Origin of the sequence: Streptomyces sp. 184 (assembly GCF_045781775.1) — a bacterium.
Taxonomy (GTDB): domain Bacteria; phylum Actinomycetota; class Actinomycetes; order Streptomycetales; family Streptomycetaceae; genus Streptomyces.
Genome location: NZ_CP123230.1, coordinates 2,928,894 through 2,953,885 on the forward strand (window position 1 = coordinate 2,928,894; position 24,992 = coordinate 2,953,885).

16 protein-coding genes and 2 pseudogenes are annotated in these 24,992 nt (G+C 70.1%); 12 read left to right on the plus strand and 6 right to left on the minus strand.

Annotated elements, in window-relative coordinates:
• The first annotated feature begins 40 nt into the window (after positions 1 to 40).
• From QBL21_RS12505 to QBL21_RS12515, 3 genes are all read left to right on the plus strand, one after another.
• Positions 41 to 4,048 carry a ThuA domain-containing protein gene (locus tag QBL21_RS12505; protein ID WP_407562223.1) on the plus strand — a complete coding sequence of 1,336 codons (4,008 nt, stop codon included), beginning with the start codon at positions 41 to 43 and terminating at the stop codon, positions 4,046 to 4,048.
• Positions 4,049 to 4,665: 617 nt separating this feature from the next.
• Positions 4,666 to 5,499, plus strand: coding sequence for a UbiA family prenyltransferase (locus QBL21_RS12510; protein ID WP_407562224.1), 834 nt, complete (start codon positions 4,666 to 4,668; stop codon positions 5,497 to 5,499).
• Positions 5,500 to 5,531: 32 nt separating this feature from the next.
• Positions 5,532 to 6,680: a geranylgeranyl reductase family protein gene (locus tag QBL21_RS12515; RefSeq protein ID WP_407562225.1), complete on the plus strand. Its 1,149-nt coding sequence runs from the start codon at positions 5,532 to 5,534 to the stop codon at positions 6,678 to 6,680.
• 43 nt (positions 6,681 to 6,723) lie between these two features.
• Here QBL21_RS12515 and QBL21_RS12520 read toward each other — a convergent pair whose 3' ends face one another.
• A complete protein-coding gene (locus tag QBL21_RS12520) occupies positions 6,724 to 7,281 on the minus strand; it encodes a recombinase family protein (protein WP_407566403.1) in 558 nt (185 codons plus the stop codon).
• Positions 7,282 to 7,406: 125 nt separating this feature from the next.
• Positions 7,407 to 7,751 (minus strand): annotated as a pseudogene (locus tag QBL21_RS12525) (transposase); the annotation flags it as partial.
• Between the two features lie 441 nt (positions 7,752 to 8,192).
• Between QBL21_RS12525 and QBL21_RS12530 the strand changes: the two are divergent.
• Positions 8,193 to 9,668 (plus strand): pyridoxal phosphate-dependent decarboxylase family protein, encoded by a 1,476-nt coding sequence (locus QBL21_RS12530; protein WP_407562226.1) that lies wholly within the window; start codon positions 8,193 to 8,195, stop codon positions 9,666 to 9,668.
• 33 nt (positions 9,669 to 9,701) lie between these two features.
• On the opposite strand, the gene tsaA is transcribed toward QBL21_RS12530, so the two are convergent.
• A complete protein-coding gene (tsaA, locus tag QBL21_RS12535; protein ID WP_407562227.1) occupies positions 9,702 to 10,118 on the minus strand; it encodes a tRNA (N6-threonylcarbamoyladenosine(37)-N6)-methyltransferase TrmO in 417 nt (138 codons plus the stop codon).
• A gap of 686 nt (positions 10,119 to 10,804) precedes the next feature.
• The gene (locus QBL21_RS12540; RefSeq protein WP_407562228.1) at positions 10,805 to 11,524 is read right to left on the minus strand and encodes an ArsR/SmtB family transcription factor; all 720 of its coding nucleotides are present in this window, start codon (positions 11,522 to 11,524) and stop codon (positions 10,805 to 10,807) included.
• Between the two features lie 116 nt (positions 11,525 to 11,640).
• Here QBL21_RS12540 and QBL21_RS12545 point away from each other — a divergent pair, with 116 nt between their 5' ends.
• The 3 genes and pseudogenes from QBL21_RS12545 to QBL21_RS12555 form a co-directional block, all read left to right on the plus strand.
• Positions 11,641 to 12,321 carry a flavin reductase family protein gene (locus tag QBL21_RS12545; RefSeq protein WP_407562229.1) on the plus strand — a complete coding sequence of 227 codons (681 nt, stop codon included), beginning with the start codon at positions 11,641 to 11,643 and terminating at the stop codon, positions 12,319 to 12,321.
• A 47-nt stretch (positions 12,322 to 12,368) separates the two neighbouring features.
• Entirely contained in the window at positions 12,369 to 13,196 is an 828-nt protein-coding gene (locus QBL21_RS12550; RefSeq protein WP_407562230.1) for an NAD(P)H-binding protein, read from the plus strand.
• Between the two features lie 129 nt (positions 13,197 to 13,325).
• Positions 13,326 to 13,424, plus strand: a pseudogene (locus QBL21_RS12555) (TetR family transcriptional regulator); the annotation flags it as partial.
• Between the two features lie 253 nt (positions 13,425 to 13,677).
• On the opposite strand, the gene QBL21_RS12560 reads toward QBL21_RS12555, so the two are convergent.
• The gene (locus QBL21_RS12560) at positions 13,678 to 14,202 is read right to left on the minus strand and encodes a hypothetical protein (RefSeq protein ID WP_407562231.1); all 525 of its coding nucleotides are present in this window, start codon (positions 14,200 to 14,202) and stop codon (positions 13,678 to 13,680) included.
• A 643-nt stretch (positions 14,203 to 14,845) separates the two neighbouring features.
• Here QBL21_RS12560 and QBL21_RS12565 point away from each other — a divergent pair.
• Positions 14,846 to 17,083: a carbohydrate-binding protein gene (locus tag QBL21_RS12565; protein ID WP_407562232.1), complete on the plus strand. Its 2,238-nt coding sequence runs from the start codon at positions 14,846 to 14,848 to the stop codon at positions 17,081 to 17,083.
• 88 nt (positions 17,084 to 17,171) lie between these two features.
• On the opposite strand, the gene QBL21_RS12570 is transcribed toward QBL21_RS12565, so the two are convergent.
• Entirely contained in the window at positions 17,172 to 17,306 is a 135-nt protein-coding gene (locus QBL21_RS12570) for a hypothetical protein (protein ID WP_407562233.1), read from the minus strand.
• 660 nt (positions 17,307 to 17,966) lie between these two features.
• Here QBL21_RS12570 and QBL21_RS12575 point away from each other — a divergent pair.
• The 4 genes from QBL21_RS12575 to QBL21_RS12590 are packed head-to-tail and all read left to right on the plus strand — an operon-like array spanning position 17,967 to position 24,921.
• Positions 17,967 to 19,316, plus strand: a complete 1,350-nt coding sequence (locus QBL21_RS12575) for a right-handed parallel beta-helix repeat-containing protein (protein ID WP_407562234.1) — start codon at positions 17,967 to 17,969, stop codon at positions 19,314 to 19,316.
• Positions 19,317 to 19,320: 4 nt separating this feature from the next.
• Positions 19,321 to 21,540, plus strand: a complete 2,220-nt coding sequence (locus QBL21_RS12580; protein ID WP_407562235.1) for a family 43 glycosylhydrolase — start codon at positions 19,321 to 19,323, stop codon at positions 21,538 to 21,540.
• A complete protein-coding gene (locus tag QBL21_RS12585) occupies positions 21,518 to 23,554 on the plus strand; it encodes a glycosyl hydrolase 53 family protein (RefSeq protein ID WP_407562236.1) in 2,037 nt (678 codons plus the stop codon). Before QBL21_RS12580 ends, QBL21_RS12585 begins: the two co-directional genes overlap by 23 nt.
• A 53-nt stretch (positions 23,555 to 23,607) precedes the next feature.
• On the plus strand, positions 23,608 to 24,921 hold the full coding sequence (locus QBL21_RS12590; protein WP_407562237.1) for an RICIN domain-containing protein: 1,314 nt from the start codon (positions 23,608 to 23,610) through the stop codon (positions 24,919 to 24,921).
• The last annotated feature ends 71 nt before the right edge of the window (positions 24,922 to 24,992 follow it).

Here is a 24,992-nt window from a genome sequence, read left to right on the forward strand (position 1 = left end):
CGCGGTGGTCGTGGCTGTTCTGGTCTCATTTCTCCCGGGAATGGCCACCAGCGCCGCGCAGGACGCCGAGCAGGAATACGACGTGCTGTTCTTCCACAAGACGACGGGCTTCCGGCACGACTCGATCCCGTCTGCCCTCGCGGCCGTCGAGCAACTGGGCCAGGACAACGGATTCACGGTGACCGAGACCCAGGACGCCGCGGTCTTCACCGACGAAGGGCTGGCGGAGTACGAGGCCATCGCCTTCTTCACCGACGGCGAGAGCACCCTCGATACCGAACAGCGGCACGCCTTCGAGCGCTACATCCAGCGCGGCGGAGGATTCATCGGGCTGCATTCGTCATCGAACATGGACAAGACGGACTGGCCCTGGTGGTCCGATCTCATGGGCGGCGCGTTCTTCAAGAGCCATCCTTCCGGCGCCGACCAGTTCCAGGAGGCGACCGTACGGATCGAAGACCCCGCACATCCGTCGACCGCCGGGCTGCCGGCCGAATGGGTCCGCCAGGACGAGTGGTACAACTTCACCGCCAACCCGCGCGAGAAGGTCCACGTCCTCGCCACGCTGGACGAGTCGACGTACAACCCGGGACCGGACGCCATGGGCGACGATCACCCGATCGCCTGGTGCTCCAACTACGACGGCGGCCGGACCTGGTACACCGCGCTGGGCCACAGCCCGGAGCACTACGACGAGCCGCAGTTGCGCCAGCACATCCTCGGCGGCATCCAGTGGGCGGCGGGCACCGCCGAGGGCGACTGCGGCGAGCCCCGCGAGGGGACCCCCACGGAGTCCTCCTTCGAGAAGGTCGCGCTGGACGACAACACCGCCAACCCGATGGAGCTGGCCGTCGCGCCCGACGGGCGCGTCTTCTACGTCGAGCTGGGCGGCGCGGTGAAGGTCTACGACCCCGAGACCGGCGCCGTGAAGACGGCCGCGCAGATCCCGGTCCACCGCGGCAACGAGAATGGGCTGCTGGGCATCGCCCTCGATCCCGACTTCGAGACCAGCCAGTGGGTCTACCTCTTCTACAGCGCACCCTCGCCAGAGGTGCAGCACGTCTCCAGATTCACCGCCGACGGCGACACCCTGGACATGGAATCCGAGAAGGTCCTGCTGGAGATCCCGCACCAGCGGGAGGTGTGCTGCCACTCCGCCGGCTCCATGAGGTTCGGCCCCGACGGCAACCTCTTCATCTCCACCGGCGACGACACCGCGCACTTCGCCTCGGACGGCTTCGCACCGATCGACGGGCGCGTCCACGACGAGCAGACCAGCGAGGACGCCAAGCACTCCTACGACGCGCGACGCACCTCCGGCAACACCAACGACCTACGCGGCAAGATCCTCCGGATCACACCCGAGGACGACGGCACCTATGCGGTCCCGGAAGGAAACCTCTTCCCGCCGGGCACCGAGAAGACGCGGCCCGAGATCTACACGATGGGCCACCGCAACCCGTTCCGTATCGCCGTCGACGACGAGACCGGCTGGGTCTACGCCGGCGAGGTCGGCCCCGACGCCGGCAGTGACAACCCCGACCGCGGCCCGCGCGGCTACGACGAGTGGAACCAGATCCGCGAGCCGGGCAACTACGGCTGGCCGTACTGCATCGCCGACAACCAGGCGTACCGCGAATGGGACTTCGCCGCCGGCACCCCGGGAGCGTCCTTCGACTGCGAGAACGGCCCGGCCAACAAGTCCCCGTTCAACACCGGCCTGGAAACCGTCCCACCGGCCAAGGACGCGTTCATCTACTACCCGTACGGCCCGTCGCCGCAGTTCCCGGAGCTTCCCGAGGGCGGCGGACGCTCCGCGTACGCCGGCGACGTGTACCACCACGACCCCGAACTGCTGGGTGACGGGCAGTTCCCCGAGTACTACGACGACGCCGTCTTCGTCATGGAGTGGTCGCGCAAGTGGATCGGCGCGCTCCGACTGGACGAGAACGGCGACTACAAGAGCTTCGAGCGGTTCATGCCGAACACCCTCTTCCGCAGCCCGCACGACATGGAGTTCGGGCCGGACGGGGCGATGTACCTGATCGAGTGGGGCATGGACTTCAACTACGGCGGGGCGAACGTCAACCCGGACTCCGGCCTCTACAAGATCAACTATACCAAGGGTGCCCGGACCCCGGTCGCGAAGGCCGCGGTCGACAAGGACTCCGGGCCCGCTCCGCTGGACGTCGCGTTCTCCAGCGAGGGCAGCCACGACCCGGACGGGGACGAGCTGACGTACGCGTGGGACCTCGGTGACGGTACGACGTCGGACGAACCCGACCCGACCCACACCTACACCGAGCCCGGCGAGTACACCGCGCAACTCACGGTCAGCGACCCGTCGGGCCGTTCCAGTAGCTCCAACGTCACCATCACTGCGGGGAACACCCGGCCGGAGGTGACCATCGAACTCCCGCACAACGGCCAGGTCTTCGACTGGGGCGACGAGATCCCCTTCAGAGTCTCGGTGGCGGACGCCGAGGAAGGCTCCGGCGACGCGATCGACTGCGAGCGCGTGACCGTCCAACAGGGTCTTTACCACGACGAGGGCGGTAACGCGCACGTGCATCCGGGCGAGGTGCAGAACGGCTGCGAGGGCGTGCTCGCCACCCAGACCGACGCGGATCACGGAGAAGCCGCGGACATCGCGCTGACGGTGACGGCCAGCTATACCGACCTCGGTGGTGAGGCCGGCGCACCGGCGCTGACCGGCGGCGAGACGCACTTCCTGCAGCAGAAGCGCAAGGAGGTCGAGCACTTCAGCGACTCGTCGAAGGTCAGCGTCAGCGGCGCGAACGACGAGGAGACCGGCGGCGGTGAGGCCATCACCGCCGGGGACGGCGCATGGGCGTCGTACGACCCGTACAACCTCGACGGCGTCGGCGGTATGACGCTTCGTGCCGCGGCGACCGGGGACGCCACGGTCGAGGTACGGCGGGGCGCACCCGACGGCGAGCTGCTGGGCAGCGCGCAGATCGAGGGCAGCGTCGAGGTGCCGCGGACCGGCGGTCCGGAGGGCTTCGGCAGTGCCGTCCAGCTCAACGGATCCGGCCAGCTGGAGAGGGTGGAGCTGCCCCAGGGCATCGTCGAGGGCGTCGAGGACTTCACCGTCTCCGCGTGGGTCAACTGGTCCGGCGACCAGACGTGGGCCCGGATCTTCGACTTCGGCTCCGGCACCGACAACAACATGTTCCTCACCCCGAGCGCCGGCGGCACCGGCAACCTGAGGTTCGCCATCACGACAGGCTCCGGCGAGCAGCAGATCGAGGGCTCGCAGCCGTTGCCCACCGACGGCTGGCAGCACGTCGCGGTCACGCTGTCGGGCACGACGGGAACGCTGTACCTGAACGGAGAGCCGCTCGGGACCAACGACAACATCACGCTCACCCCGGCGGATCTGGGCCAGACGGAGCAGAACTGGATCGGCGACTCGCAGTGGACGGCCGACCCACTGCTCAACGGCGCTGTCGACGACTTCAACATCTTCGACCGCGCCCTGACGCCGGGAGAGATCGAGTCGCTGACCGCCGGCCCCGGCGGCGACGTCGGCGGCGGCGACGTCGCCTGGTACCGGTTCGACGAGGACGGCGGCAGCACCGCCGTCGACTCCTCCGGACAGGGCAATGACGCCACAGTCACGCTGGCCGAGAACGCCGCGACCTGGCAGAACGTCACGTTCGACCTGGCCCCGGCAGAGGGGACGTTCCCGCTGCACCTCGTCTTCCCGGACGGTCAGGTACGGGTCAACTGGATGGAGTTCGCAGAGGCGGACGTTGTCGGCCCCGGGGAGTGTGCCAGTCCCGATCAGCGGGCGACCGTAGTCGTCGGCGATGTCGACAGCGGGGTGACGAACCACGACGTCGGCGGCGGATGCACGATCAACGATCGCATATGGGAAGAACAGCCGTGGAGCAGTCACGGCGAGTTCCGCAGGCACGTACGGGAGGTGATTACTCAGCTCACGGACGACAGCGTGATCACCAGGCAGGAAGCCCGCGACATCAGGCGTGCCGCCGCCCGCAGCGAGATCGGCCGCGCAGCCTAGGCCGTTGACCCGGCGCAAACCTGCGCACCCGGGCGGCCCGCCGAGACACGCGGCGGGCCGCCCGGCTCCTGGTGAACCTACCGGCCGGGCTGACGCCGTGTAGATGCGCTCCGCCCCCGGGCTCCATGGGAGAGCCTAGTGGTCGAGGCTCGTGCGCGCCGGCGCGCGGGGTGCCGGCCGACGCTCGCGGCGTCCCCGGGAGAGGGGCGGAGGACGCGTACGATGCCCGGGACACCAGCCGCGTGACGCCGATGTCCGCCGGATGCCGGAACGTTTCGTGTGAGCGGAGGAGCGGTGGGGCATCCGATCTGCATGCGCGTCGTGACAACCGAGGCGACCGGGAACACCGGTTCCGTCGTCGTGCAACGTCTGTGTGCCGAGGGCACACACGACCCCGCAGACCCGGTCCGGCGGATGCCCGAGGGTCCCGACGGCCGTGGTGCCGACCGGCGCTCGGTGGATCTCAGCACCGATGCCTGCCATGGCGCGCTCGCCGAGGTGGTCGGGGGCATGAGGAGGGCTGCGTCCGGCGGGACGCCCGTGTGGCGCCCGCGCACCGTGCGCGGCGCGCCCGGCGGCGCCGGCCACCGCGGTCCGGTCACGGTGCGGCGACTCCCGTGACCATCCATGCCGCTCCGGCGCGCCCCGGACCGTCGCGCGTGGTGGCGCTGCTCGCCGCCGCCCACGGCGGGCCGGCCCTGGCGGTCACCGCCATCGCGGGACTGCTCGCGCTCCGCGCGGACCTGCATCCGCTCGACGCCGCCGTCGTCACCGGAGCGGTGCTGACCGGCCAGTTGACGATCGGCTGGGGCAACGATCTGCGCGACCTCCCTCGCGACCGTGCCGTCGGCCGCGCCGACAAGCCCCTGGCCACCGGAGCCCTCCCGGTCCGCTGGGCGGTGCGTGCCACGGTCGCGGCCGCGCTCGCCTTCCTCCTGCTGTCCGCGCTCTGCGGCTGGCGCAGCGCGCTGGTCAACGTCGTCCTCGGCACCGGCGCGGGCCACGTCTACAACCTCGGGCTCAAAGCCACCCTGTGGTCCTGGGTGCCCTACGCCAGTGCCTTCGGGGCGCTGCCGTCGATCGTCACCCTCGCCGGCCCCGCCCCGGTCTGGGCACCGCTGTGGATGACCGGTGCCGGGGCCGCGCTGGGTGTCGGGGCACATCTGCTCAACGCGCTGCCCGACCTCGCCGACGACGCACGCACGGGCGTCCACAGCCTGCCGCACCGGCTCGGCGGACGCCTCTCCCGCATCCTGGCCGCCGTGTTGCTGCCCGCCGCCTCGCTGCTCGCCGTGGTCGGTCCCGCCGGTACCCCCCCGGCATGGGCGGGGGCGATCCTTGCACTGGTGCTCGTCCTCGCGGTGCTCACGCTGGTCGCCCGGGGGCGCACCCCCTTCCGGGCCGCGTTGGCCGTCGCCCTGCTCGACGTCGTGCTGCTCGTGGCCGGCTGATGGCGCCGGCACCCGCTCACTGGGACCTCGCGGTGGTCGGTGCAGGACCGGCCGGCGCCGCCGCTGCCGTGGGCGCCCTGCGCGCCGACGCGAGCCTGCGCGTCGCCCTTCTGGACCGGGCGGACTTCCCGCGGGACAAAGCCTGTGGTGACGGGGTGGCCCCGCACGTCCTCGACCTTCTGGCCGAGGTGGGCGTCACCGGGCTCGTCGACGACCAGGTCCCCGTCGAGCGCCTCCGCCTCGGCCGGGGCGGCCTGGCCGTCGAGCGGCGGATGGAACGCCCGGCGTGGGTGGTACCGCGCCGGGTTCTCGACGCCCGACTGGTCGACGCCGCGATCGCCGCAGGTGCCCGGCTCCTGCGGCACCGGGTACGTGAGCTGCGGCAGCAGACCGACGCGGTGGTTCTGGACGAGGAGATCTCCGCCGCGGTCGTCGTCGGCGCCGACGGCGCCCTCTCGGCCGTCCGGCGCGCGCTCGGCCGGCCCCGCGGTCCGGCGGCCCTGGCACTGCGCGGTTACGCCCCGGTCGCCCCCGGGCGGCGTGGCGCGCAGGTCATCGAGTTCGACACCTGCCCTCTGCCGGCGTACGCCTGGTCCTTCGACCGCGGAGACGGCCACGCGAACGTCGGGTACGGCGAGATCCTCTGCGCGGACCGGAGGGCGCCGACCCGCGCCCAGTTGCTCGAACGCCTGGACGCACTCCTGCCCGGCGCGGCCGAGAACGGGCAGGACTGGATCGGGCACCACCTGCCGTTCTCGACGGCACGCCGGCGCCCCCTGACCGGCCGCGTGCTGCTCGCGGGTGACGCCGCCGGCCTGGTCAACCCGCTGACCGGCGAGGGCATCTACTACGCCGTGGCCACCGGGATCGCGGCCGGTCGCGCCGCGGCCGCAGCCCTGTCCGACGGACGACCCCAACGGGCGGGTGAGCGGCACGCCCGTACCGTCCGCCGGATCCTGCTGCCCCACCTGCGCCACACCGCCCTTGCCGCCCGGCTCGCCCGCAGCGCGCGCATCATCGAGGCCGGGCTGCGCGCCTCGGCCGCCGACCAGCGTGTGTTCGACGACCTCGTGGAGCTCGGCCTCGCCCGGGGCCGGCTCACTCCCACCGTCGCGCTCGGCCTCGGCCGGGCGCTTCTCGCCCCCACACCGCCGACCGACCTGACCCGGGAGCCAGCATGACCACGCGCGTCCTCAGCGTGCGCGGCGTCCTGCCCGAGCACCGCTACCGGCAGGAGGAGATCACCGAGTCATTCGCCACGCTGGTGCGGCCATGCCGGCAGCGGTAGGCCGGGCGGTCGTGGGACCAGCAGGAGTCCATTCGCCGCCCGCACACCCCGCAGTGCAGCAGCCCGGCGAGCAGGTAGGTGCGCCCCGGCGCGGTGGCGGTGGCCCGCATGCCCTGGACGGCGACGAAGTCGGCCTCGCTCACCAGAGCGGGATGCGCTTGGTGGCGGGAGATGATCCAGTCCTGTGGTGGGTTCCAGCGGGCGATGTCGCGGTGTCCGAGGGCGGTGTTGGCGGGGTCGAGGAGTTCGTGGTCGGTGCGCTGGCGGTTCCAGACCTGCCGGCCGGTGTAGCGGGGGTTGGCGAGGATCGCGCTGACCGCGGTGAGCGTCCAGCGGCCGCCGCTGCGGTGCGGGTTGTGGTCCGGGTCGGCCGCCGAGGGGCAGGGGATTGCGGTGTCGTTGAGGGCGCGGGCGATACGCGCGGCGCTCTTGCCCGTGCGGCGTTGGGCCAACATCCAGGAGACGACCGGCGCGGTGGTGGGATCGGCCTCCAGGCGCTGCGCGCGGGCGCCCCGGCGTGCCCAGGCCCGGTTCGGATGCGGCCCGGCATCGGCGAGCCGGTAGCCCTAGGGCGGCCGGCCGCCGAGGTAGCGTCCCTGTTCGCGGGCCTGGACTTGGGGAGGTAGAGATCGCGATCGACCAGGGCCCGGCCGCGGGCGCAGGCGTAGGCGGCGAAGACGCCGATCTGGCAGTTCTCGGTCCGGCCGGCGGTGCCGGAGTACTGCCGCTGGACCCCGGCGGAGGTGGTGCTCTTCTTGATGAAGCCGGTGTCATCGATGACCAGGACACCGTCGCATTCGCCGAGCTTGTCGGCGATGTATTGCTGCAGGTCGTCACGGATGTCATCGGGCTGCCACTTCGCACCGGCGAGGAGGTGCTGCAGGCCGTTGGGGGTGGCGTGGCCTTCTCGGCCAGCTGCCAGCTGTTCTTGCGGGTCACCGGGGCGAGCAGCCCGCGTACGTATTCACGCATGCGGCGGCTAAGCTCCACACGGCCGGAGCGGTGTCCGATGGTCACGAAGAGATCGTCCAGTTCAAGGTCCCACTGCACGGCGGCATACTCGGTGGTCCCCCTCGGGGGCTGCCCCGCCGCTGTCACTACCTGCGGCCATTTCGCACGATCGAAGGCGGTCTCCCTGAGACCGCCCGCACGATCGAAGCTCCGCTACACTCCCGCCACCCGGCGAAAGACCAGGTCAGACAGCGAAATCCGGCTGGAGTACTAGCCCCCGCCAAATCTTCACGCTACGGCGTTGCGCATGCTCACCTCACCGGTCGGCAAGGCAGCAGGTGTCGAGCTTGTCTGGCGCTGTCCCCTCACGCCACCGGCTCGTGTCAATTTGGTCCGGTGGACTGCGTCACCTTTGGCCCTGTAGGCCGGACAGCGGCAGACCCAGGATAGGAGCATGGAGGAGATCACCGCGGAGCCGTCCAGCGCACTGCGAGCTCCCGGTCCGCTGGATCTGGGCACCGAGGCGGGGGCCCGACTGCTCGCCGAGGCCGTCGAGCTGATCGCGCGGCACGCGGAGGCGGTGGCCGACGGCCCGGTGGCACCCGCCGAACCGGACACTGACCGGATCCGCGACTGGCTGGCCGGCCACGACTTCGCGGGGCCACGCCCGGCGGGCGAGCTGCTGACGGAGGTGACCGAGGCGCTGCGGCGCTGGGGAGTGCACGCCACGCATCCGCGCTACCTCGGCCTGTTCGTTCCCACGCCCACGTGGTGGGGTGTCGCCGGCGAACTGGTCGCCGCCGGCGTCAACCCGCAGCTCGCCGCCTACGGACACGCCCCGGCCGCCGTCGAGATCGAGCGGCACGTGCTGCGCTTCCTCGCCGCCCGCCTGGGCCTGCCGCCCGGCGCGGACGGCAGCTTCACCACCGGCGGCGCCGAGGCCAACCTCACCGCCGTCGTCCTGGCGCTGACCCGCCGCTTCACCACCTATCCGGACACCGGCCTCGCCGGCCTGCCGGGCCGGCCGGTGCTCTACGCCTCGGCGGAGAGCCACCTCGCCTGGCTGAAGATCGCGCACATGACGGGTCTCGGCCGGAGCGCGGTACGCCTCGTTCCGGCAGACGCTGCCGGCCGATTGGACCTGGCGCGGCTGCGGGAGATGCGCGACGAGGATGTCGCCGCGGGCCGGGTGCCGTTCCTGCTCGTCGGCACCGCGGGCACCACCGGCGGCGGTGCGGTGGACCCCTTGCCGGAGCTGGCACGGCTTGCGGGCGCCTGGGGCCTGCACTTCCATGTCGACGGGGCCTGGGCCGGCGCGGTGGCGCTATCGGACCGGCTGCGCCCGCTACTCGACGGCGTGGAGCACGCCGACAGCGTCACCGTGGACGCGCACAAGTGGCTGTCCGCCCCGATGGGTGCGGGTATCTTCCTCACCCGGCATCCCGACGCCCTGGCCGACAGCTTCCGGGTGAGCACCGCGTACATGCCCCCGGACAGCGATGCGGCACCGGACCCGTACCTCACGAGCGTGCAGTGGTCTCGTCGCTTCGCTGGGCTGAAGGTGTTCCTGGCCTTGGCCGCGGCGGGCCGGGACGCCTTTGCACGGCAAATGGAGCGCGACACCGACCTGGGGGCGCTGCTTGCCCGGCGGCTGGCCGGGGACGGCTGGCGGCGCATGAACGACACGCCGCTGCCGGTGGTGTGCGTCGCCGACCCCGCCGCCGAGGCGATGGGCCCCGGGCCAAGCGGGCAATGGCACGCCGCGGTTGTCGCCCATGTAGTACGCGGTGGTCAGGCGTGGATCAGCCTCGTACGGCTCAATGGCCGGTCCGCGATCCGGCTCTGCATCACGAGCCACCGTACGCGTGCGCACGACATCGAGACCGCGGTGGCCGCGCTCGGTGAGGCCCGATCGGCCACGCCCTACTAGCCCGTTCGGCGGATCTGTACGGATAACAGCGGATCACCGCTCGGCCACCGGGCCCAGCACGGGCTTCACATCCACGATCGGTGTCCCGTCGAGCGCCTCCAGGTTGCGTACCCGTACGCGCAGGCCGTCGATCCCGGCGATCTCCACCCGGTGCAGTCCGATGGGGTTCGGGCGGTGCGGGGAGCGGGTGGTGAAGACGCCCTGGGGCGGGCGGGTGGTGTCACCGCGGGGGTGGACGGTGAGTACGTCGCGGTGGGCGCGGTCGAACCAGGTCAGGAGAAGGGCATCGCAGCCCGCTTCCAGGTCGTGCAGCGCCTCCGCGACGGATGGCTCGAAGACCAGCCAGGCCGCGGGGGCGCCCTCGTCGCTCTGGCGGGGGGCGAGGCCCGGGTCCACCAGCGGCGATTCGACCCACCCGATGGGCACGATGACGTACTTGTCGGCAGTCACGGGGCAACTCCCAGGAGTCGGCGGGCAGGGCTGTAGTTGCGCGGTCAGTCGGCGACCGGAGAGTTCGCCGGCATTTCCTTCGGTGTCACGGTCAGGGGTGTGGGTCTGAGTTCGAAGATCGATCCGTTCGGTGCGGAGGAGTCGAGTCGGAAGGGCTACCGGAACTGGTGCTGCGCCTCGGGCAGTTCCGTGACCCGGGGGTTGAACAGCCCTCCGAGGGCGAGCATCCAGCCCGGTGTGCGGCCGAGCTTCGGGGCCGACACACCGGCTGCTTGCGCCGAGGTGGGTGGCCAGATCGCGTACGGAAACGGCCGGTTCGGCGGGGGCGTGCCAGGGACTGCCCCACGCGGCCCGTTCGACTCCGGCACGGTCGGGGCCGGCCCCCGCCGGGTGACCAGCCGTAAGCGGTGGCCCGCTTCGGTGAGCATGAGGACGGTGGCGGTCCCGGTACCGCCGGCACCCACCACGACGAACAGGGACACGTATCCTCCGGTGCTTGTCGACGTCCCGGGGCCATCAAAGGGGCTCGTGGTGTGCGTGGCCTCATCTCATAGGCGAAGATCCGTCGCCGCTGCACTCCTGACACGGCCCGGGCCGGCCGTGTGACAGCTCGCGGTGTCGGACCGATTCGGCGGAGTCCGGCCCGCTGCACACGATCCGTCGGGATCGGCGGTCTCTCGTACTGCTCATGCCTGCGAAAGAAGACCGTCGGGCAGGCCGAGGTGATCGTGGAGCGCACGCCGGCCGGCGGCTGTGACGGCCACCGCCCGCGTGGTGCCGATCCGGGTGATCCATCCGGTGGTCAGCGCGTAATGGCACAGCGCGGCACCGACGGCTCCCGCCAGGTGCGGGCGGCGTTCGGTCCAGTCCAGGCATGACCGCACCAACGGGCGTCTAGTGGTGGCCGGGGGCGCGATGCCGAGTTCCGCGAGCCAGGTGTTGCCGTCGGTGGTCAGGCGGAGTCCGTGCTCCCAACCGAGCAGACCTCGCTCGGTCATCGCCTCCGTGATCGCGACACCGACGGCGCCGGCGAGGTGGTCGTAACACGTGCGGGCATGGGCGAGGGCCCGGCGGCGACCGGACGCCGACAGGGAGCGGGGCGGATCGTGGCGAACGGGTGCCAGCGCGGCCAGGTTCTCGATCAGCTCGGCGACATGGGGATCGGCCAGTCGTACGTAGCGGTGGCGGCCCTGCCGCTCCTCGGCGATCAGACCTGCGCGTACGAGCGCGTTCAAGTGCTCGGTCGTGGTGGAGGCGGCGACTTCGCCGTGGCGGGCCAGTTCGGTTGCCGTCCACGCGCGGCCGTCGAGCAGGGCCAGGCAGAAGCCCGCACGCGTGCCATCGGCCAGAAGACCGGCCACCAAGGCCAGGTCCGGGCCGGCAGTGTGCGTGGGCCGAGGGTTCATGTGCTCGATTATTACCCGCGGCACTTCGGTGACCGCCGAAACGTCCGGCTTCTAGCCTCCGTACCATGAACCCCGCACCTCAGGGCGCTCTACCCGCCCGGGCAACCGCCGCTCGCATGGCGATCGAGCCGAGCATCCTGTACTTCGGGACTCCGGTGGTGCTCCTGTCGACAGAGAACCAGGACGGCTCCTTCAACCTCGCTCCCATGTCCTCTGCCTGGGCGCTCGGCCGGACCGTCGTGCTCGGCCTGGGCCGCGAGGGGCAGACCGCGCGGAACCTGGCCGCCCGGCCTGACCTGGTGATCAGTCTTCCTGCGCCCGCGCTGTGGTCCGCGGTGGAGCGGCTGGCGCCGCTGACCGGCCGGAATCCGGTGCCCCGGACCAAGGCGAAGGGCTGCCGCTTCGAGCCGGACAAGTTCGCCGCGGCCGGCCTGCACGGCGAGCCTTCCCACACGGTCCGGCCGCCTCGGGTGGCCGAGTGCCCGCTTCAGTTCGAGGCTCGTGCCGAGCGTGTGCAGCCGGATCTCTCGGGAGGATTCATCATCGTCGAGGCGGTCGTGCGGAAGGTCCATGCCGATCCCCGTATCGTGCTTTCCGGCACCGACCACGTCGATCCCGCCGCGTGGAGCCCGCTCATCTACAATTTCCGCCACTACTTCGGACTCGGTGCGGAACTCGGCCATTCCTACCGCACCCAGACCCCCGCATCTTCGGAGTTTCCTCCGCAGCACAAGGCGCAGTGCTCGCCGACGGCTCCGGCTCTTCCTCACCCGACAACGAGCTCGCGTTCTTCATGAAATAGCGTATTGCCCATGGCGGGTGAGCACTGCTGGAGGGAGCATTGGTGAGAATTGCGGTGACCGGGGCGGGTGGGACGGTCGGCGGCCAGGTGGTGCGGCTGCTGGCGGCGGCCGAGGGGGGCCATCGCGTGGTGGCGCTGTCCCGCCGTGGGCCGACACTGCGCGGAGTCGACACGGCGTACGCGGACTACGCCGACCTGGACTCGCTGCGCGCCGCCCTGCGCGGAGTCGACACGCTGGTCTTCATCTCCGGAGACGGCGACGCGGCGAAGGTGCTCCTGCACCACGAGAACGTCGTCACCGCCGCCGCCCGCAGCGGAGTCGCCCACATCGTCGCCCTCAGCGGGCTCGACGCCGACGTCACCTCGCCGTTCTGCTACGGCGTCACCAACGGCCACACCGAACGTCTTCTCGCGGGCAGCGGCTGCGCCTGGTCCGTCGCCAGAGCGTCGATCTTCACCGAGTTCTTCGCCGGCCTGCTCGCGGCCGCCCGCAGCGGCGACCGGATCGAGGTGCCCGCGGCGGACGGGCGGGTGTCGCTGGTGTCGCGCACCGACGTGGGCCGCTGCCTCGCCGCCCTCGCCCTGGGCGCCCCGACCGGCGTGCACCATGACATCACCGGCCCCGCCGCGTACGACCTCGGCGATCTCGCCGCGCTCGCCGGCGCCACGTACACGGACATCGACCCGGCGGACTACGTACGCGCGATGGCGGCGGCGGGCGAGGACCCGTGGTGGATGTACGCGTACGCCACGATGCTCACGACCGTTCGCGAGGGCCGCTGGGAGTCGGTCTCCGGCGAGGTCCTGCGCCTGACGGGCCGTGTCCCGGTGGCGCCTGACGAACTGCTCGACGCTACCGGCGCACGCTGACCGGACCTTGGTGTCGGCGCGCAGCGTGCCGTCGGACCGGCCGCGTTCGACAAGCTCCTCGCCGAAGGCGAGGAGGTCGGTGCCGACCTGCCCGCGCGGCTGGGTGTCGTGCGGTAGGCGGCGGGCGAGCTGTTCGCTGAGTCCGGCAACCAGGCGCAGATGGCGGACGTGGCCAGGGCGGCGGGCGTGGGCACCGTCTACCGGCACTTCCCCACGCGGCAGGCGCTCGCTGAGGCGGTGGCCGGGCAGCGCTTCGCCGAGATCGTCGAGGACCTCGACGAGGCCCGCCCGCACGTCACCAGCGGTGGCCGGCTCGACGCCCGCAGGCTCAATCCCGTCGCCGCCAAGTACGGCGTCACCTGCTGCGCGGAGAAGTGCTGCCGCGGTGCCGGCAGGAACGCCCTGGCACCGGCGCGCCGTGCGACCCGCCGTCCATCCGACCCCCGCTCCGGGACGCCGAAAAAGTTGCTCCATACCGTCTCTAGCCGTCGTACCCGCACAGGATTAGCCGCTGCTCCTGGGTGGTCAACTGGCGGGGTGGAACCCAGACGCCGTCGTACAGCGGCGCGTATGAACGCCATCGCAGGTGCTCCCGAACGGCGCGTCGCTGGGTGCTCTTTTCCTGCGGCATGGAGAACGCGACCAGTGTCCACCAGCTGTCCCAGGAATCGGTGCCGGCGCCGAACGCCGCGATCACGCGACCGCCGTTGGACGGGTTGGCAGCGGCGGCGTCGGTCAGACGGTATGCGCTGTGCCGTCCCTCCCGCCTGCCCTTGAGCACACCCCGGCGGGCCAGCCGGCTGATCGTCGCGCGGGCGGCACCGTTGGACACCCCGAACTCGCCGAGCAGATCCACTGTCGCCACCGACGGCAGCCAGGCGCGGGTGCTCAGGGTGTAGTCGGTGATCAGGGTTGTCCCGAGCCCTTGCGGCGAGCCGATTGCCGGCGGGGGAGCCGCACTGATGTCGCGTCCGCATCCCGGAAGTCTCTTCGAGGTCGAACACACGGGCCAACGGTGCACTCCGGCGCAAATCGCGATCACAAGGAGGTGCCTGACTGTCATGGTTCCTGGATGGTCATGACAGCGCCCGGCCGGGCTGGGCGGCCCATCGGCTCGCTGAGTCCCGGCCGACGAGGGTGACGTCCGGATGAAGCCAACGCCTCCCCGGCCTGTCCAGGACGGCACAGCACGCCACCAGCACCTGCTGAGCTGAGGGCTCCTGGCGGCCTCTTGCCGCTGCACGGTCACCCGCAAACGGCCCTCTCGTCGTCGAGGGTGCCGCACTCAGGCATGGTTGACACTTGTGTGACCCGGCGGCAACCTATGTGTCATAGGGGCCTGGAAAGTGCAGAGCAAGTCAGCACCAAGCGGAACCGGCTCCGGCACGCCCGATCGACGGCCAGGTCGTCGTCCCGCCGTTCCCGGCGCCGGCCCGCACTCGCAGGGCCATGATCCATCCTGCTGACCGCACGCCCTTGCCATACCGGCTCTCCCGGGGCGCGGCACTCGCAGGGCCATGATCCATTCCGCAGACCGCACGCCCTTGCCATACCGGCTCTCCCGGGGCGCGGCGCGACCTGCCGGAGATACCGCGTACGACCTGCGAATCCCCCCTACATCCGACCAAACCAGTTCTGGAGAACAGCCCATGCGCGCACCCCGATTGCGAGCCGCGCTGCTCTGTGCCGGCATCACGCTGGCAATGGCCGGCACCGGGGCCGTCACCTCCCCGACGGCATCCGCGGCACCGACCCGCTACGAGGCCGAATCCTCACCTGCCACCTGCGACGGCCTCATCGAGTCCAACCACACCGGATACTCCGGAAGCGGATTCTGCAACGCCGACAACGCCACGAGCGCAGGAGCGCAGTTCACCGTCACCGCGGCCGCCGCCGGCACGGCCACCGTCGACATCCGTTATGCCAACGGCACCACCGCAGATCGTCCGGCCGACGTGTCCGTCAACGGCGCAGTCGCCCACGCGGGCAGCACCTTCGACGCCACCGGGGCCTGGACAGACTGGGCCACTCAAACACTGACCGTGACCGTCAACGCCGGCAGTAACACCATCCGGCTCACCCCCACCACCGCCGCGGGTCTCGCCAATGTGGACTACCTCGACTTCGAGCTCAACGGCGATGCACCGCCCGGCAAGCAGATGGAAGACCTCAACCGCGGCCTGACCAGCGTACGTTCGGGGTCAGGCAACCTGGTCTCGTGGCGGCTGCTGGGGAACGAGCCGTCGTCAACGGCGTTCAACGTCTACCGCGGTTCGACGAAGCTGAACACGTCGCCGATCACCAGCTCCACCAACTACCTCGACGCCGGAGCGCCGGCGGACGCGTCGTACACGGTACGGGCCGTCGTGGACGGAGCCGAGCAACCGGCTTCCGAGCCGTCGGTTCGCTTCGCCGGCGGCAACTACCTGGACGTGCCCATCTCCCGGCCGGGGAGCAACTACACGGCCGGCGACGCGAGCGTCGGCGACGTCGACGGGGACGGCCAGTACGAGATCTTCCTCAAGTGGGATCCCAGCGACCAGAAGGACAACGCGCAGTCCGGTGTCACCAGCAACGTCTACATCGACGCCTACCGGCTCGACGGCCAGCGGCTGTGGCGCGTCAACCTGGGCCGCAACATCCGGGCCGGCGCACACTACACGCAGTTCCAGGTCTACGACTACGACGGCGACGGGCGTGCGGAACTCGCGGTCAAGACCGGCGACGGCACCGTCTCGGGCACCGGGCAGGTGATCGGCAACGCCAACGCCGACCACCGCAACTCCTCCGGATACATCATCACCGGACCGGAGTACCTCACCATGTTCAACGGGCTCACCGGCGCCGCCATGTCCACGGTCGACTTCCAGCCCGCGCGCGGCAACATCAACGACTGGGGCGACAACTACGGCAACCGGGGCGACCGGTTCCTGGCCGGGACCGCGTACCTGGACGGGCAGCGCCCCAGCCTCATCATGGGCCGCGGCTACTACGCGAAGAGCGCGATCGCCGCCTGGGACTTCCGCGGCGGCCAGCTCACCATGCGCTGGAAGTTCGACTCCAGCAACGCCGGCAGCCAGTGGACGGGCCGCGGCACGCACTCGCTGTCCATCGCCGACGTCGACGCCAACGGCACCGACGAAGTCATCTACGGCGGCATGACCATCAACGCCAACGGCACCGGCCGGTACACCACCAACTTCTACGCCCACGGGGACGCCCTGCACGTCGGCGACTTCGTGCCCGGCCGGACCGGCAAGGAGATCTGGCAGATCCACGAGCAGAGCTCCGGGGCCTCCGCGACGCTGCGCGACGCCAACAACGGCTCGATTCTCATGCAGCGGAACAACAGTTGCGGGTGCGAGGGCCCGGCTCGCGGCGCGGCAGGCGACATCTACGCCGGCAACGCGGGCGCTGAGTTCTGGGGCTCGGGCACCGGCCTGGGCAACCTGCTCAACGCCTCGGGCGGCAACGTCGGGCGCAACCCGAGCAGCTACAACTTCCTTGCCTGGTGGGACGCCGACCCCGTACGAGAACTGCTGGACGGCAACCACGTCGACAAGTACGGCACCGGCGGCGACACCCGCCTGCTCACCGCCTCCGGCGCGCACTCCGTCAACGGCACAAAGGCAACACCGTCGCTGTCCGGGGACCTGTTCGGCGACTGGCGCGAGGAGATCATTTTCCCGCGCGACGACAACGCCGCGCTACGCATCTACGCCACCCCCGTCCAGACGGACCGGCGGATGTACACCCTGATGCACGACGCACAGTACCGAGTCGCCGTCGCTTGGCAGAACACCGCCTACAACCAGCCGCCGCACCCGGGCTTCTTCCTCGGCAACGGCATGAGCACACCGCCGCAACCCAACATCGACGTCCGCTGAAACCGGCCCCCGTGGTGCGGGCCGGCCATGTCCGGCCCGCACCACCGGAGCGGGTGACACCCAGAACCGGGAGGTCAGCCGCGTGCAATCAGACGGCCGGCCAGAACGACGGCACGGTCACCCCGGCGGCCGTCCAGACGGTATCAGGGCCTACCAGAGCACCGGTCCACCCGGCCCCGGGTGAGCCCTCGGCCTCGGCCCGGGCGACCAACTCGTCGCTCACCGACCGGTCCCAGGTGACATCGTGATCTCCTCCGAGCCGCCGAGCGAGCGCTGAGGCCCGCAGGCCGCGAGCCCCGGTCCGCCGGCGGCGGCCCCGGCGCCGAGCGCGAGCAGCCTCCCTCGCGCCACTGCCATCGGCGCGTGAACCACCTTCCCGACCGAGCAGCCCAACGCCTTGATCGCTCCGGGGCATTGGTTAAAGCGTTTGCAGTACAAGCTGGAGCTCAAAGTCGAGCCGCCACGCGGTCAGTACCAGTATCGGCAACGCAAACAGCCCGAGCGTCTTGACACGATCACGTCATCAACGTAGTAAACGTTTTAACAGCTCTGAGATGGAGGGCACCGATGCCGGAGCTTCCCGCCGCACTCGCCCGGTCAACGCCGCGCCCCACGGCTGAGAGCTGTTCCCCGCCCTGGCACGGGAGGGTCCGAGAAACGGTCCGTCAACGTCTCGATGGCCGAGGCCGCAGGGGTCCTGCCCACCGCGGCTACGGCGTTCGCGGTCGATGTGGGTGCCGGGACGCCGACCGAGCGGAGACCGGAACCGACGCGATTGCCGAGATCGGTTCGTGCATGCGGTCCCACCACGTCGACTGCTTCCTCGGTGCCGGCGCGACCCGGCCGCCCCGGCCAGACATCACCTACCCCGGGAGATGACGCTGTGAGAACCGCGAAGTTCGTCACCCGTGCCCTGCTGCTCTCGGTGGTCACGGCGAGCTCCGTCACGATCGCCCCCGGCCCGACGTCCGCGAGCGACACGGCGGCCGGAAACACCTATTACGTCGCCCCGAACGGGAGTGACAGCGCAGCGGGCACGCAGGCCGCTCCCTGGGCATCGATCGCCCGTGCGCAGGCCGTCGCCAGCGCGGGTGACACGGTCTACTTCCGGGACGGCACCTACGCCTACACCCGCGCGACCAGCGCCTGCTCAAGTCAGACCGCCAGAGTCGACGCGATCACCCTGAACAAGAGCGGCAGCTCCGGCAATCCGATCCGGTACTGGGCCTATGCGGGCGAGAAACCGGTCTTCGACTTCTCCCGCATGGCAGACAACTGCCGCATCAAGGGCTTCAACATTACCGGCAGTTGGATCCACCTCAGAGGACTGGAAGTCACCGGCGTACCACAGAACAACAACCAGAACGCCGAGTCCTGGGGGATCTGGGTATCCGGCAGCAACGACGTCTTCGAGCAGATCAACACCCACCACCACATGGGAACCGGCCTGTTCATCAACGGCGGGGGCGGCAACCTCGTCCTCAACTCGGATTCGCATGACAACTACGACCAGCGCAGCAACGACGGGCCCGGAGAGAACGCCGATGGGTTCGGTTCGCACTACACGCCGGCCGACCGCCCCGCGAACGTGTTCCGCGGGTGCCGCGCGTGGTGGAACGCCGATGACGGTTTCGACCTCATCTCCACCTACTCACCCGTGATCATCGAGAACTCATGGGCCTGGCGCAACGGGTACGTGCCGGGGACCACGACGCCCTCCGGCAACGGAGCCGGCTTCAAGGCGGGCGGCTACGGGGGCGACTACGAGCCCAACGCGCCGAAGCACACCGTCCGCTCTTCGGTGGCGTTCCTGAACAAGGCGGCCGGCTTCTACGCCAACCACCACCCGGTGGCCAACGACTTCTTCAACAACACCGGTTACGGAAACCACCCCAACTTCAACATGCGGGGAGTCGACTCGAGCGGCGCCACCGTCGGCCGGGGCAACCTGCGCAACAACCTCGCCTACACCGGAACGCTGACGTCGTACATGAACGGCACGAACGCCGCGTACAACACCTGGAACCTCGGCATCCCCCTGTCGGACTCCCATTTCCAGAGTGTGTCGACGCCGGGCTGGGAGGCACCCCGCCAAGCCGACGGAAGCCTGCCCGTGCTGCCTCACCTCCGCCTTGCGGCGAACAGCGGCCTGGTCGACAAGGGGACCGACGTGGGACTGCCCTTCAGCGGAAGCGCGCCGGATCTCGGCGCCTTCGAGAATGATGGAAGGTGACATCTTGAGGCACAGATCGCGTGCACTGTCGAAGTACTGGAAGTGGGCCGCCGCCGCGTTGTTGTCCGTGGCACTAGCGGCACCGGTCTCGGCGAGCACCGCTGCGGCGGAGGCGCCGGTAAGGGAGAAGCTGACGACGCAGACACCGGCAAAAGATCTCCGAGACCAGCGTGCCGCTGCCGGACCGGCGAAAGATCGCGGCTTGAAGTACCTGGTGTCCGACTACCAGACCCGCACTCCGTCCGAGTACACGGCCGGCTCCTGGGCACCCTTCGCCAAGGCGTTGAGGACCGCGGCCGGTGTAGCCGGTGACACATCGGCCACCAAGTCGGAGGTCGCCGACGCGAAAACGGCACTGATGACCACCGCCGCCGATCTGGAGGCCGCCGACGAGGGCACGTTCCAGACCATCACGAACGACACCTTCTGGAACGACACGGACGGCAACCCCATCTACTCGCAGGGCGGCGGGGTCTTCAAGTTCGGCGACACCTACTACTGGTACGGCGTGCACTACACCGGCGCCGAGTACTACCGGGCCAATCCCACGCGGAAGTACGACGGCGACGTCAGCTTCGTGTCGATCCCCGTGTACTCGTCCAAGGACCTGGTGAACTGGAAGTTCGAGAACCGCGTCGCGACGCGCTCCACCGACGCCGGCAGCGGCGCCAACATGGGTGGCGCGGGCTGGGTCGGGCGGCTCGGTGTCACGTACAACGAGAACACCGGAAAATACGTGCTCGCCACGCAGATGTGGCACCCGGGCAGGGGCGGGCACGGCGTTCTGCTGCTACAGGGTGACTCGCCGACCGACACCTTCGACTTCGGCTACTTCCAGACGCAGATCACCAACTCGCCCACGACCGGCACCGGGGACCAGACCGTCTTCACCGACGACGACGGCAAGGACTACCTGATCTTCTCCAACCGCGAAGGACGTTCCCGCGGCTTCGTTGCCAAGTTCCGGGAGTCCGACTCGCTGCGGATCGAGCCAGGCGTGGAGATCCGCCGCGGCAACGGTCGCGAGGGCAACGCCATGTTCAAGCTCGACGGCAAGTACTACCACGCGGCGTCGGACCTGCACGGCTGGAACACCTCTGTCAACTACGTCAATGAGTCGACCGGCAGCAACATCCAGGGCTCCTACAGCAGCGAGTACGTCCTTGCCGGCACCGAGATGGACTACAGCCACGTGACGCAGACCGGGTTCTTCGTGACGGTCAACGGCACGAAGCAGAGCACGGTCATCTACGCCGGCGACCGCTGGGCCGACTTCGCCTGGAACGGTATCGGCTACAACCAGTGGGTGCCGATCACCAAGTCCGGCGCGCGGCCGCAGTTCCACTCGGTGAGCCAGTGGCAGTTCAACGTCACGACCGGAGAGTGGCGGGTCGGGCCCGCGAACAACTACATCCTCAACCCGGACATCCAGGCTGACCGCGTCATCGTCTCCAGCGTACGGGGATGGCGGAACCTCGGCGGCTCGGTGGCCAATGTCGAGGGCGGTGCGAACGGGTCTCGCTTCGCCCTCCAGATAAGCAACAGCGGCGGCGTCGAGCAGCGGAGGGAGTCGGTGCCCGCAGGCACCTACGCCCTGTCCCTGCACGCTCGGGGCAGCGCCGGACAGGTCGTGATCACCGGCTCCAACGGCAGCCAACGCACCCTAGGCATCCCGTCGTCGAGCGGCTGGGCCAAGCGCGAGCTCACCGGTATCGAGCTACCCAGCGGGGCCGTCACCGTCACCGTGCGGGCGTCGGGTTCGGGCGGCGTCACCGTCGACCAACTCGCACTTGTCAAGACCTCCGGCGACACGCCACCGCCGACGGGGCAGCGTTACGAGGTAGAGACCGCGCCGGCGGTGTGTCAGGGCACGATCGCCTCGGATCACGCCGGCTTCTCCGGCAGCGGGTTCTGCGACGGCGAAGCCGCTGCGGGAGCCCGCACGGAATTCACGGTGACCCCGGAGGCCGCCGGCACGGCGACGCTGGGGGTCCGGTTCGCCAATGGGGCCAGTGACGGCAGCGCGCGGCCGGCGAACCTGATCGTCAACGGATCCACGGTGGGGACGGTTTCGTTCGAGTCCACCGGCGCGTGGTCGACGTGGTCCACCAAGACCGCGACCGTCTCGCTGAACGCCGGCACCCACACCATCCGGTGGGAAGCGACCACGACGGCCGGCCTGCCCAACATCGACTACCTGGATGTCGCAGCCGCGACCGCCTGACCCCCCACGCTCTGCCGGTCTCTTCGACCGGCAGAGCGATCTGGGGCCCGTCCTTGCCGCAAGCGAGCCACACCGTCAGGAGAAGGACATGAGCAGCAAGCGTCCGGCCCGCGTCATCGCGGGCACGACGACGTTGGTCACCGTGGTGGCCGCGCCTCTACTCGTGGTACCCGCGCCGGCCCAGGCGACCTTCGGAACCGCGGACATCAAGCCGATCGAAAGCAATATCGCTGCCAAGCCGTGGGCTTCGGCGACGGGTGGCAGCGGCTCGGCGAACGCGGGACTGGCCATCGACGGAGACCCGACGACCTCCTGGCACCCCGGTGGCGCCGCCGCCCGGCAGTGGCTCACCGTCGACCTCGGTGGAACCTACGACAACCTGCGTAAGGTCACCGCGGTGTTCCCGGACCGGGGCGTGGCCCACCGGTACGTCATCGAGGCTTCATCCGACGGTCGCCGGTGGAAGACCATCGCCGACAGGTCCCACAACCGAGCCGTGTCGCGAGGGGAAGTACACCTGTTCACCCGGCCGGAAACGCGCTTCGTCCGGCTGACGTTCACCGGTGGGCCGGGCCGTGCCCGGGCCGGTGTCAGCGAGCTCCGGGTCTTCAACTACCTGCGCGACGACCTCACCCTCGGCGCCGATCTGTCCTGGGTGGACGACGTCCAGGACCAGCAGTACTGGGTCGCCCCCCTGGCCGAGGACCGCGGCGCAGGGCCACACCTGCTCGACGTGGCCAAGGACCGCGGCATGCAGTACGCCCGGCTCCGGATATTCAACGAGCCGCGCAGCGAGAGCACCGGTCAACCGACGCCGGTGCCGCGCCAGGGTCCGGAGCGCTCACTTGCCTCTGCGCAGTGGATCAAGCAGCGGGACATGGGCCTGGGTATCGACTTCCACTACGCGGACTCATGGGCCGACCCGAGCAAGCAACCGAAACCACGCCGCTGGGCCGAGTTGGATTTCGCGGACCTGTCCAACGCCGTCCACGACTTCACCGCCGACTACCTGGACCGGTTGATCAAGCAGGGCACCACGCCGGAGAAGGTGGCCGTCGGCAACGAGATCATCAATGGGTTCATGTACGGCAGCGAGGCGGCCCACATCGGCACGACGAATCCGCCGTACTTCGTCGACCAGGCCGATGTCTACCAGTCGAAACCCGGCGGTGGCCTGCTGTGGAAGTACTGGAAGTCGACCGACCCGGCGGAGCAGAGGCTCTACGACGAGTCGTGGGACCGGTTCACCACCCTGGCAGCGGCCGGGATCAAGGCAGTCCGCGACGCGTCACCGAAGTCCAAGGTCGAGATCCACGTGATCGTCGACAAGGGCACCGACGGGCTCGCCAAAACCATGGAGTTCTGGGACCAGTTTCTCACCCGGGTGAAGGCAAAGGGCCAGGACCCTGACGTGCTGGCCATCTCGTACTACCCGGAGTGGCACGGTGCGCCCGAGGCGCTTGATCACAACCTGCACACCATCACCACCACCTACCCCGGCTACGAAGTCGACATCGCCGAAACCGCGTATCCCGCCTCGGGCGGCGACGGCTCCCCGGTGCCCGGCTCACCGTACCCGCGCACCATCCAGGGGCAGGCGGACGCCATCCAGCGGGTGTTCCAGGCCGCCAACGACGTGGTCAACAACCGGGCGTCAGGTGTGCTGGTGTGGGAGCCCGCCGGCTTCCAGCCGATGTTCCGCGCCGTGCCCGAACTCGCGAACACATGGGAACCGCACGCATCCGTCAACGTCTTCAACGCGAGCCGCGCCAAGCACATCCTCCAGGACACCGTCTACACCGCCACCACGGTGGGCGCCACCCCGAAGCTGCCCTCCTCCATCCGCGTGCTCACCACCGCCAACGACAAGATCACCGGTGTCCCCGTCCGCTGGCAGCCGCTGCCCCCCGGTGCGACCGACAAGCCGGGCGAGGTGACGGTCGCCGGGATGACCGGCGCAGGACCGGTCACGGCGGTCGTCGACGTCGTTACCCCACGCGGCGAACACGGCTAGACCGCCCAGAACACCGCCACAGGCGCAACCACCCCGCACCCAAGGAGTCATCCATGACCATCCAGCGACGGAAATTCCTCGGCATGAGCGCGGCCGGAGCGGCGGGCGTGGGCCTGTCCGCGCTCGGCCCGGGACGCGCACTTGCGGCCGTCGGCCCGTTGGACACGGCACCGACCACACCGTTCGCGGTCGGCGTGCGCCGGTACAACTGGACCCGCGGCAGCCGCCCGTGCACCACCTACGTCTACTATCCCGCCACCGGCACCCCCGGCGGCAACCCGGTGACCGACGCCCCTGTCGCAGGCGGCGTCTTCCCCGTCTACAACATGACCCACGGCTACGGGAGCAGCCCGCAGAACTCCCTGTTCATCATCCGGGCCCTGGCCTCGGCGGGCTTCATCGTCCCCGCCCCGCACTTCAACCACAACTTCAGCGACGTCAACAACGGCAACACCTCCAAGGACGTCTCGCAGATCCTCACCAACACCCTCGCGCTCAACGCGAGCGGACCGCTCGCCGGGCACATCGACACCGGCATCGGCGTCGGCGTCTCGGGCCACTCCCTGGGTGGCATGGTCACCCACGGTCTGCTGACCTCCTGGCCCGACAGCCGGATCATCTCCGCCAACCCCCAGTCCTGCGTGGACATGGGCAACCCGTCCAGCTCGGTCCCGGCCAAGGTCCTGTTCGTGCACGGCGACCGGGACTCGACCACGCAGTACTCCTCGGCCCGGCAGGCGTACTCGGAGATGGCCTGGCCCAAGGCGTTCCTCACCTTCGTCGGCGGCAGCCACACCAGCTTCTGGAGCGACAACCGCTTCCCGAACACCGTCGTCGACTGGGCCCGCTGGACCATGTACGGCGACACCGCCGCACGGGACCGCCTCCCGGCCGACGCGGCCGGGCCCAACACCAGGTGGGAAGCCGAGTTGGGCGACTCGCCCGGCGGCCCGGGCCCGTACACCCTCGTGGCCCAGCACAGCGGCAGGGCCGCCGTCATCGACCAGGCATCCACCGCCGTCGGCGCGCGGCTCGTCCAGCGGACCACCACCCTTGGCCCCAACCAGCAGTTCGAGTTCGTCGACGCCGCCGACGGCCACGTCCGCCTCAAGGTCCTGCACAGTGGACTGTTGCTCCAGCCCGCGGGCAGCGCGACCGGTGCGGACGTCGTCCAACAGGCCGACACCGGCGCCGCCGGCCAGCAGTGGCGCGTGGTCGACCACGGCGGTGACGTGATCAGCCTCGTCAACCGGGAGACCGGCCTGGCCTTGGACGTCTGGGAATACTCCACCGCCGACGGCGCCCGCATCTCCCAGTACACCTACAGCGGCAACCCCAACCAGTGCTTCACCCGCCGCCGCGTCTGATCCGGGAGCTGCCGGGGTACCGCTCGGGTAACCGGGGGACGCGCGCGGTACCCCAGCATGGCGGACAGCCC

Coding starts and splice junctions, on each gene's coding strand:
- QBL21_RS12505 (WP_407562223.1), top strand. CDS start 41: ATGGCCACCAGCGCCGCGCAGGACGCCGAGCAGGAATACGACGTGCTG.
- QBL21_RS12530 (WP_407562226.1), top strand. CDS start 8,193: ATGGAGGAGATCACCGCGGAGCCGTCCAGCGCACTGCGAGCTCCCGGT.
- QBL21_RS12540 (WP_407562228.1), bottom strand. CDS start 11,524: ATGAACCCTCGGCCCACGCACACTGCCGGCCCGGACCTGGCCTTGGTG.
- QBL21_RS12545 (WP_407562229.1), top strand. CDS start 11,641: ATGGCGATCGAGCCGAGCATCCTGTACTTCGGGACTCCGGTGGTGCTC.
- QBL21_RS12565 (WP_407562232.1), top strand. CDS start 14,846: ATGCGCGCACCCCGATTGCGAGCCGCGCTGCTCTGTGCCGGCATCACG.
- QBL21_RS12585 (WP_407562236.1), top strand. CDS start 21,518: ATGTCGCAGCCGCGACCGCCTGACCCCCCACGCTCTGCCGGTCTCTTC.
- QBL21_RS12590 (WP_407562237.1), top strand. CDS start 23,608: ATGACCATCCAGCGACGGAAATTCCTCGGCATGAGCGCGGCCGGAGCG.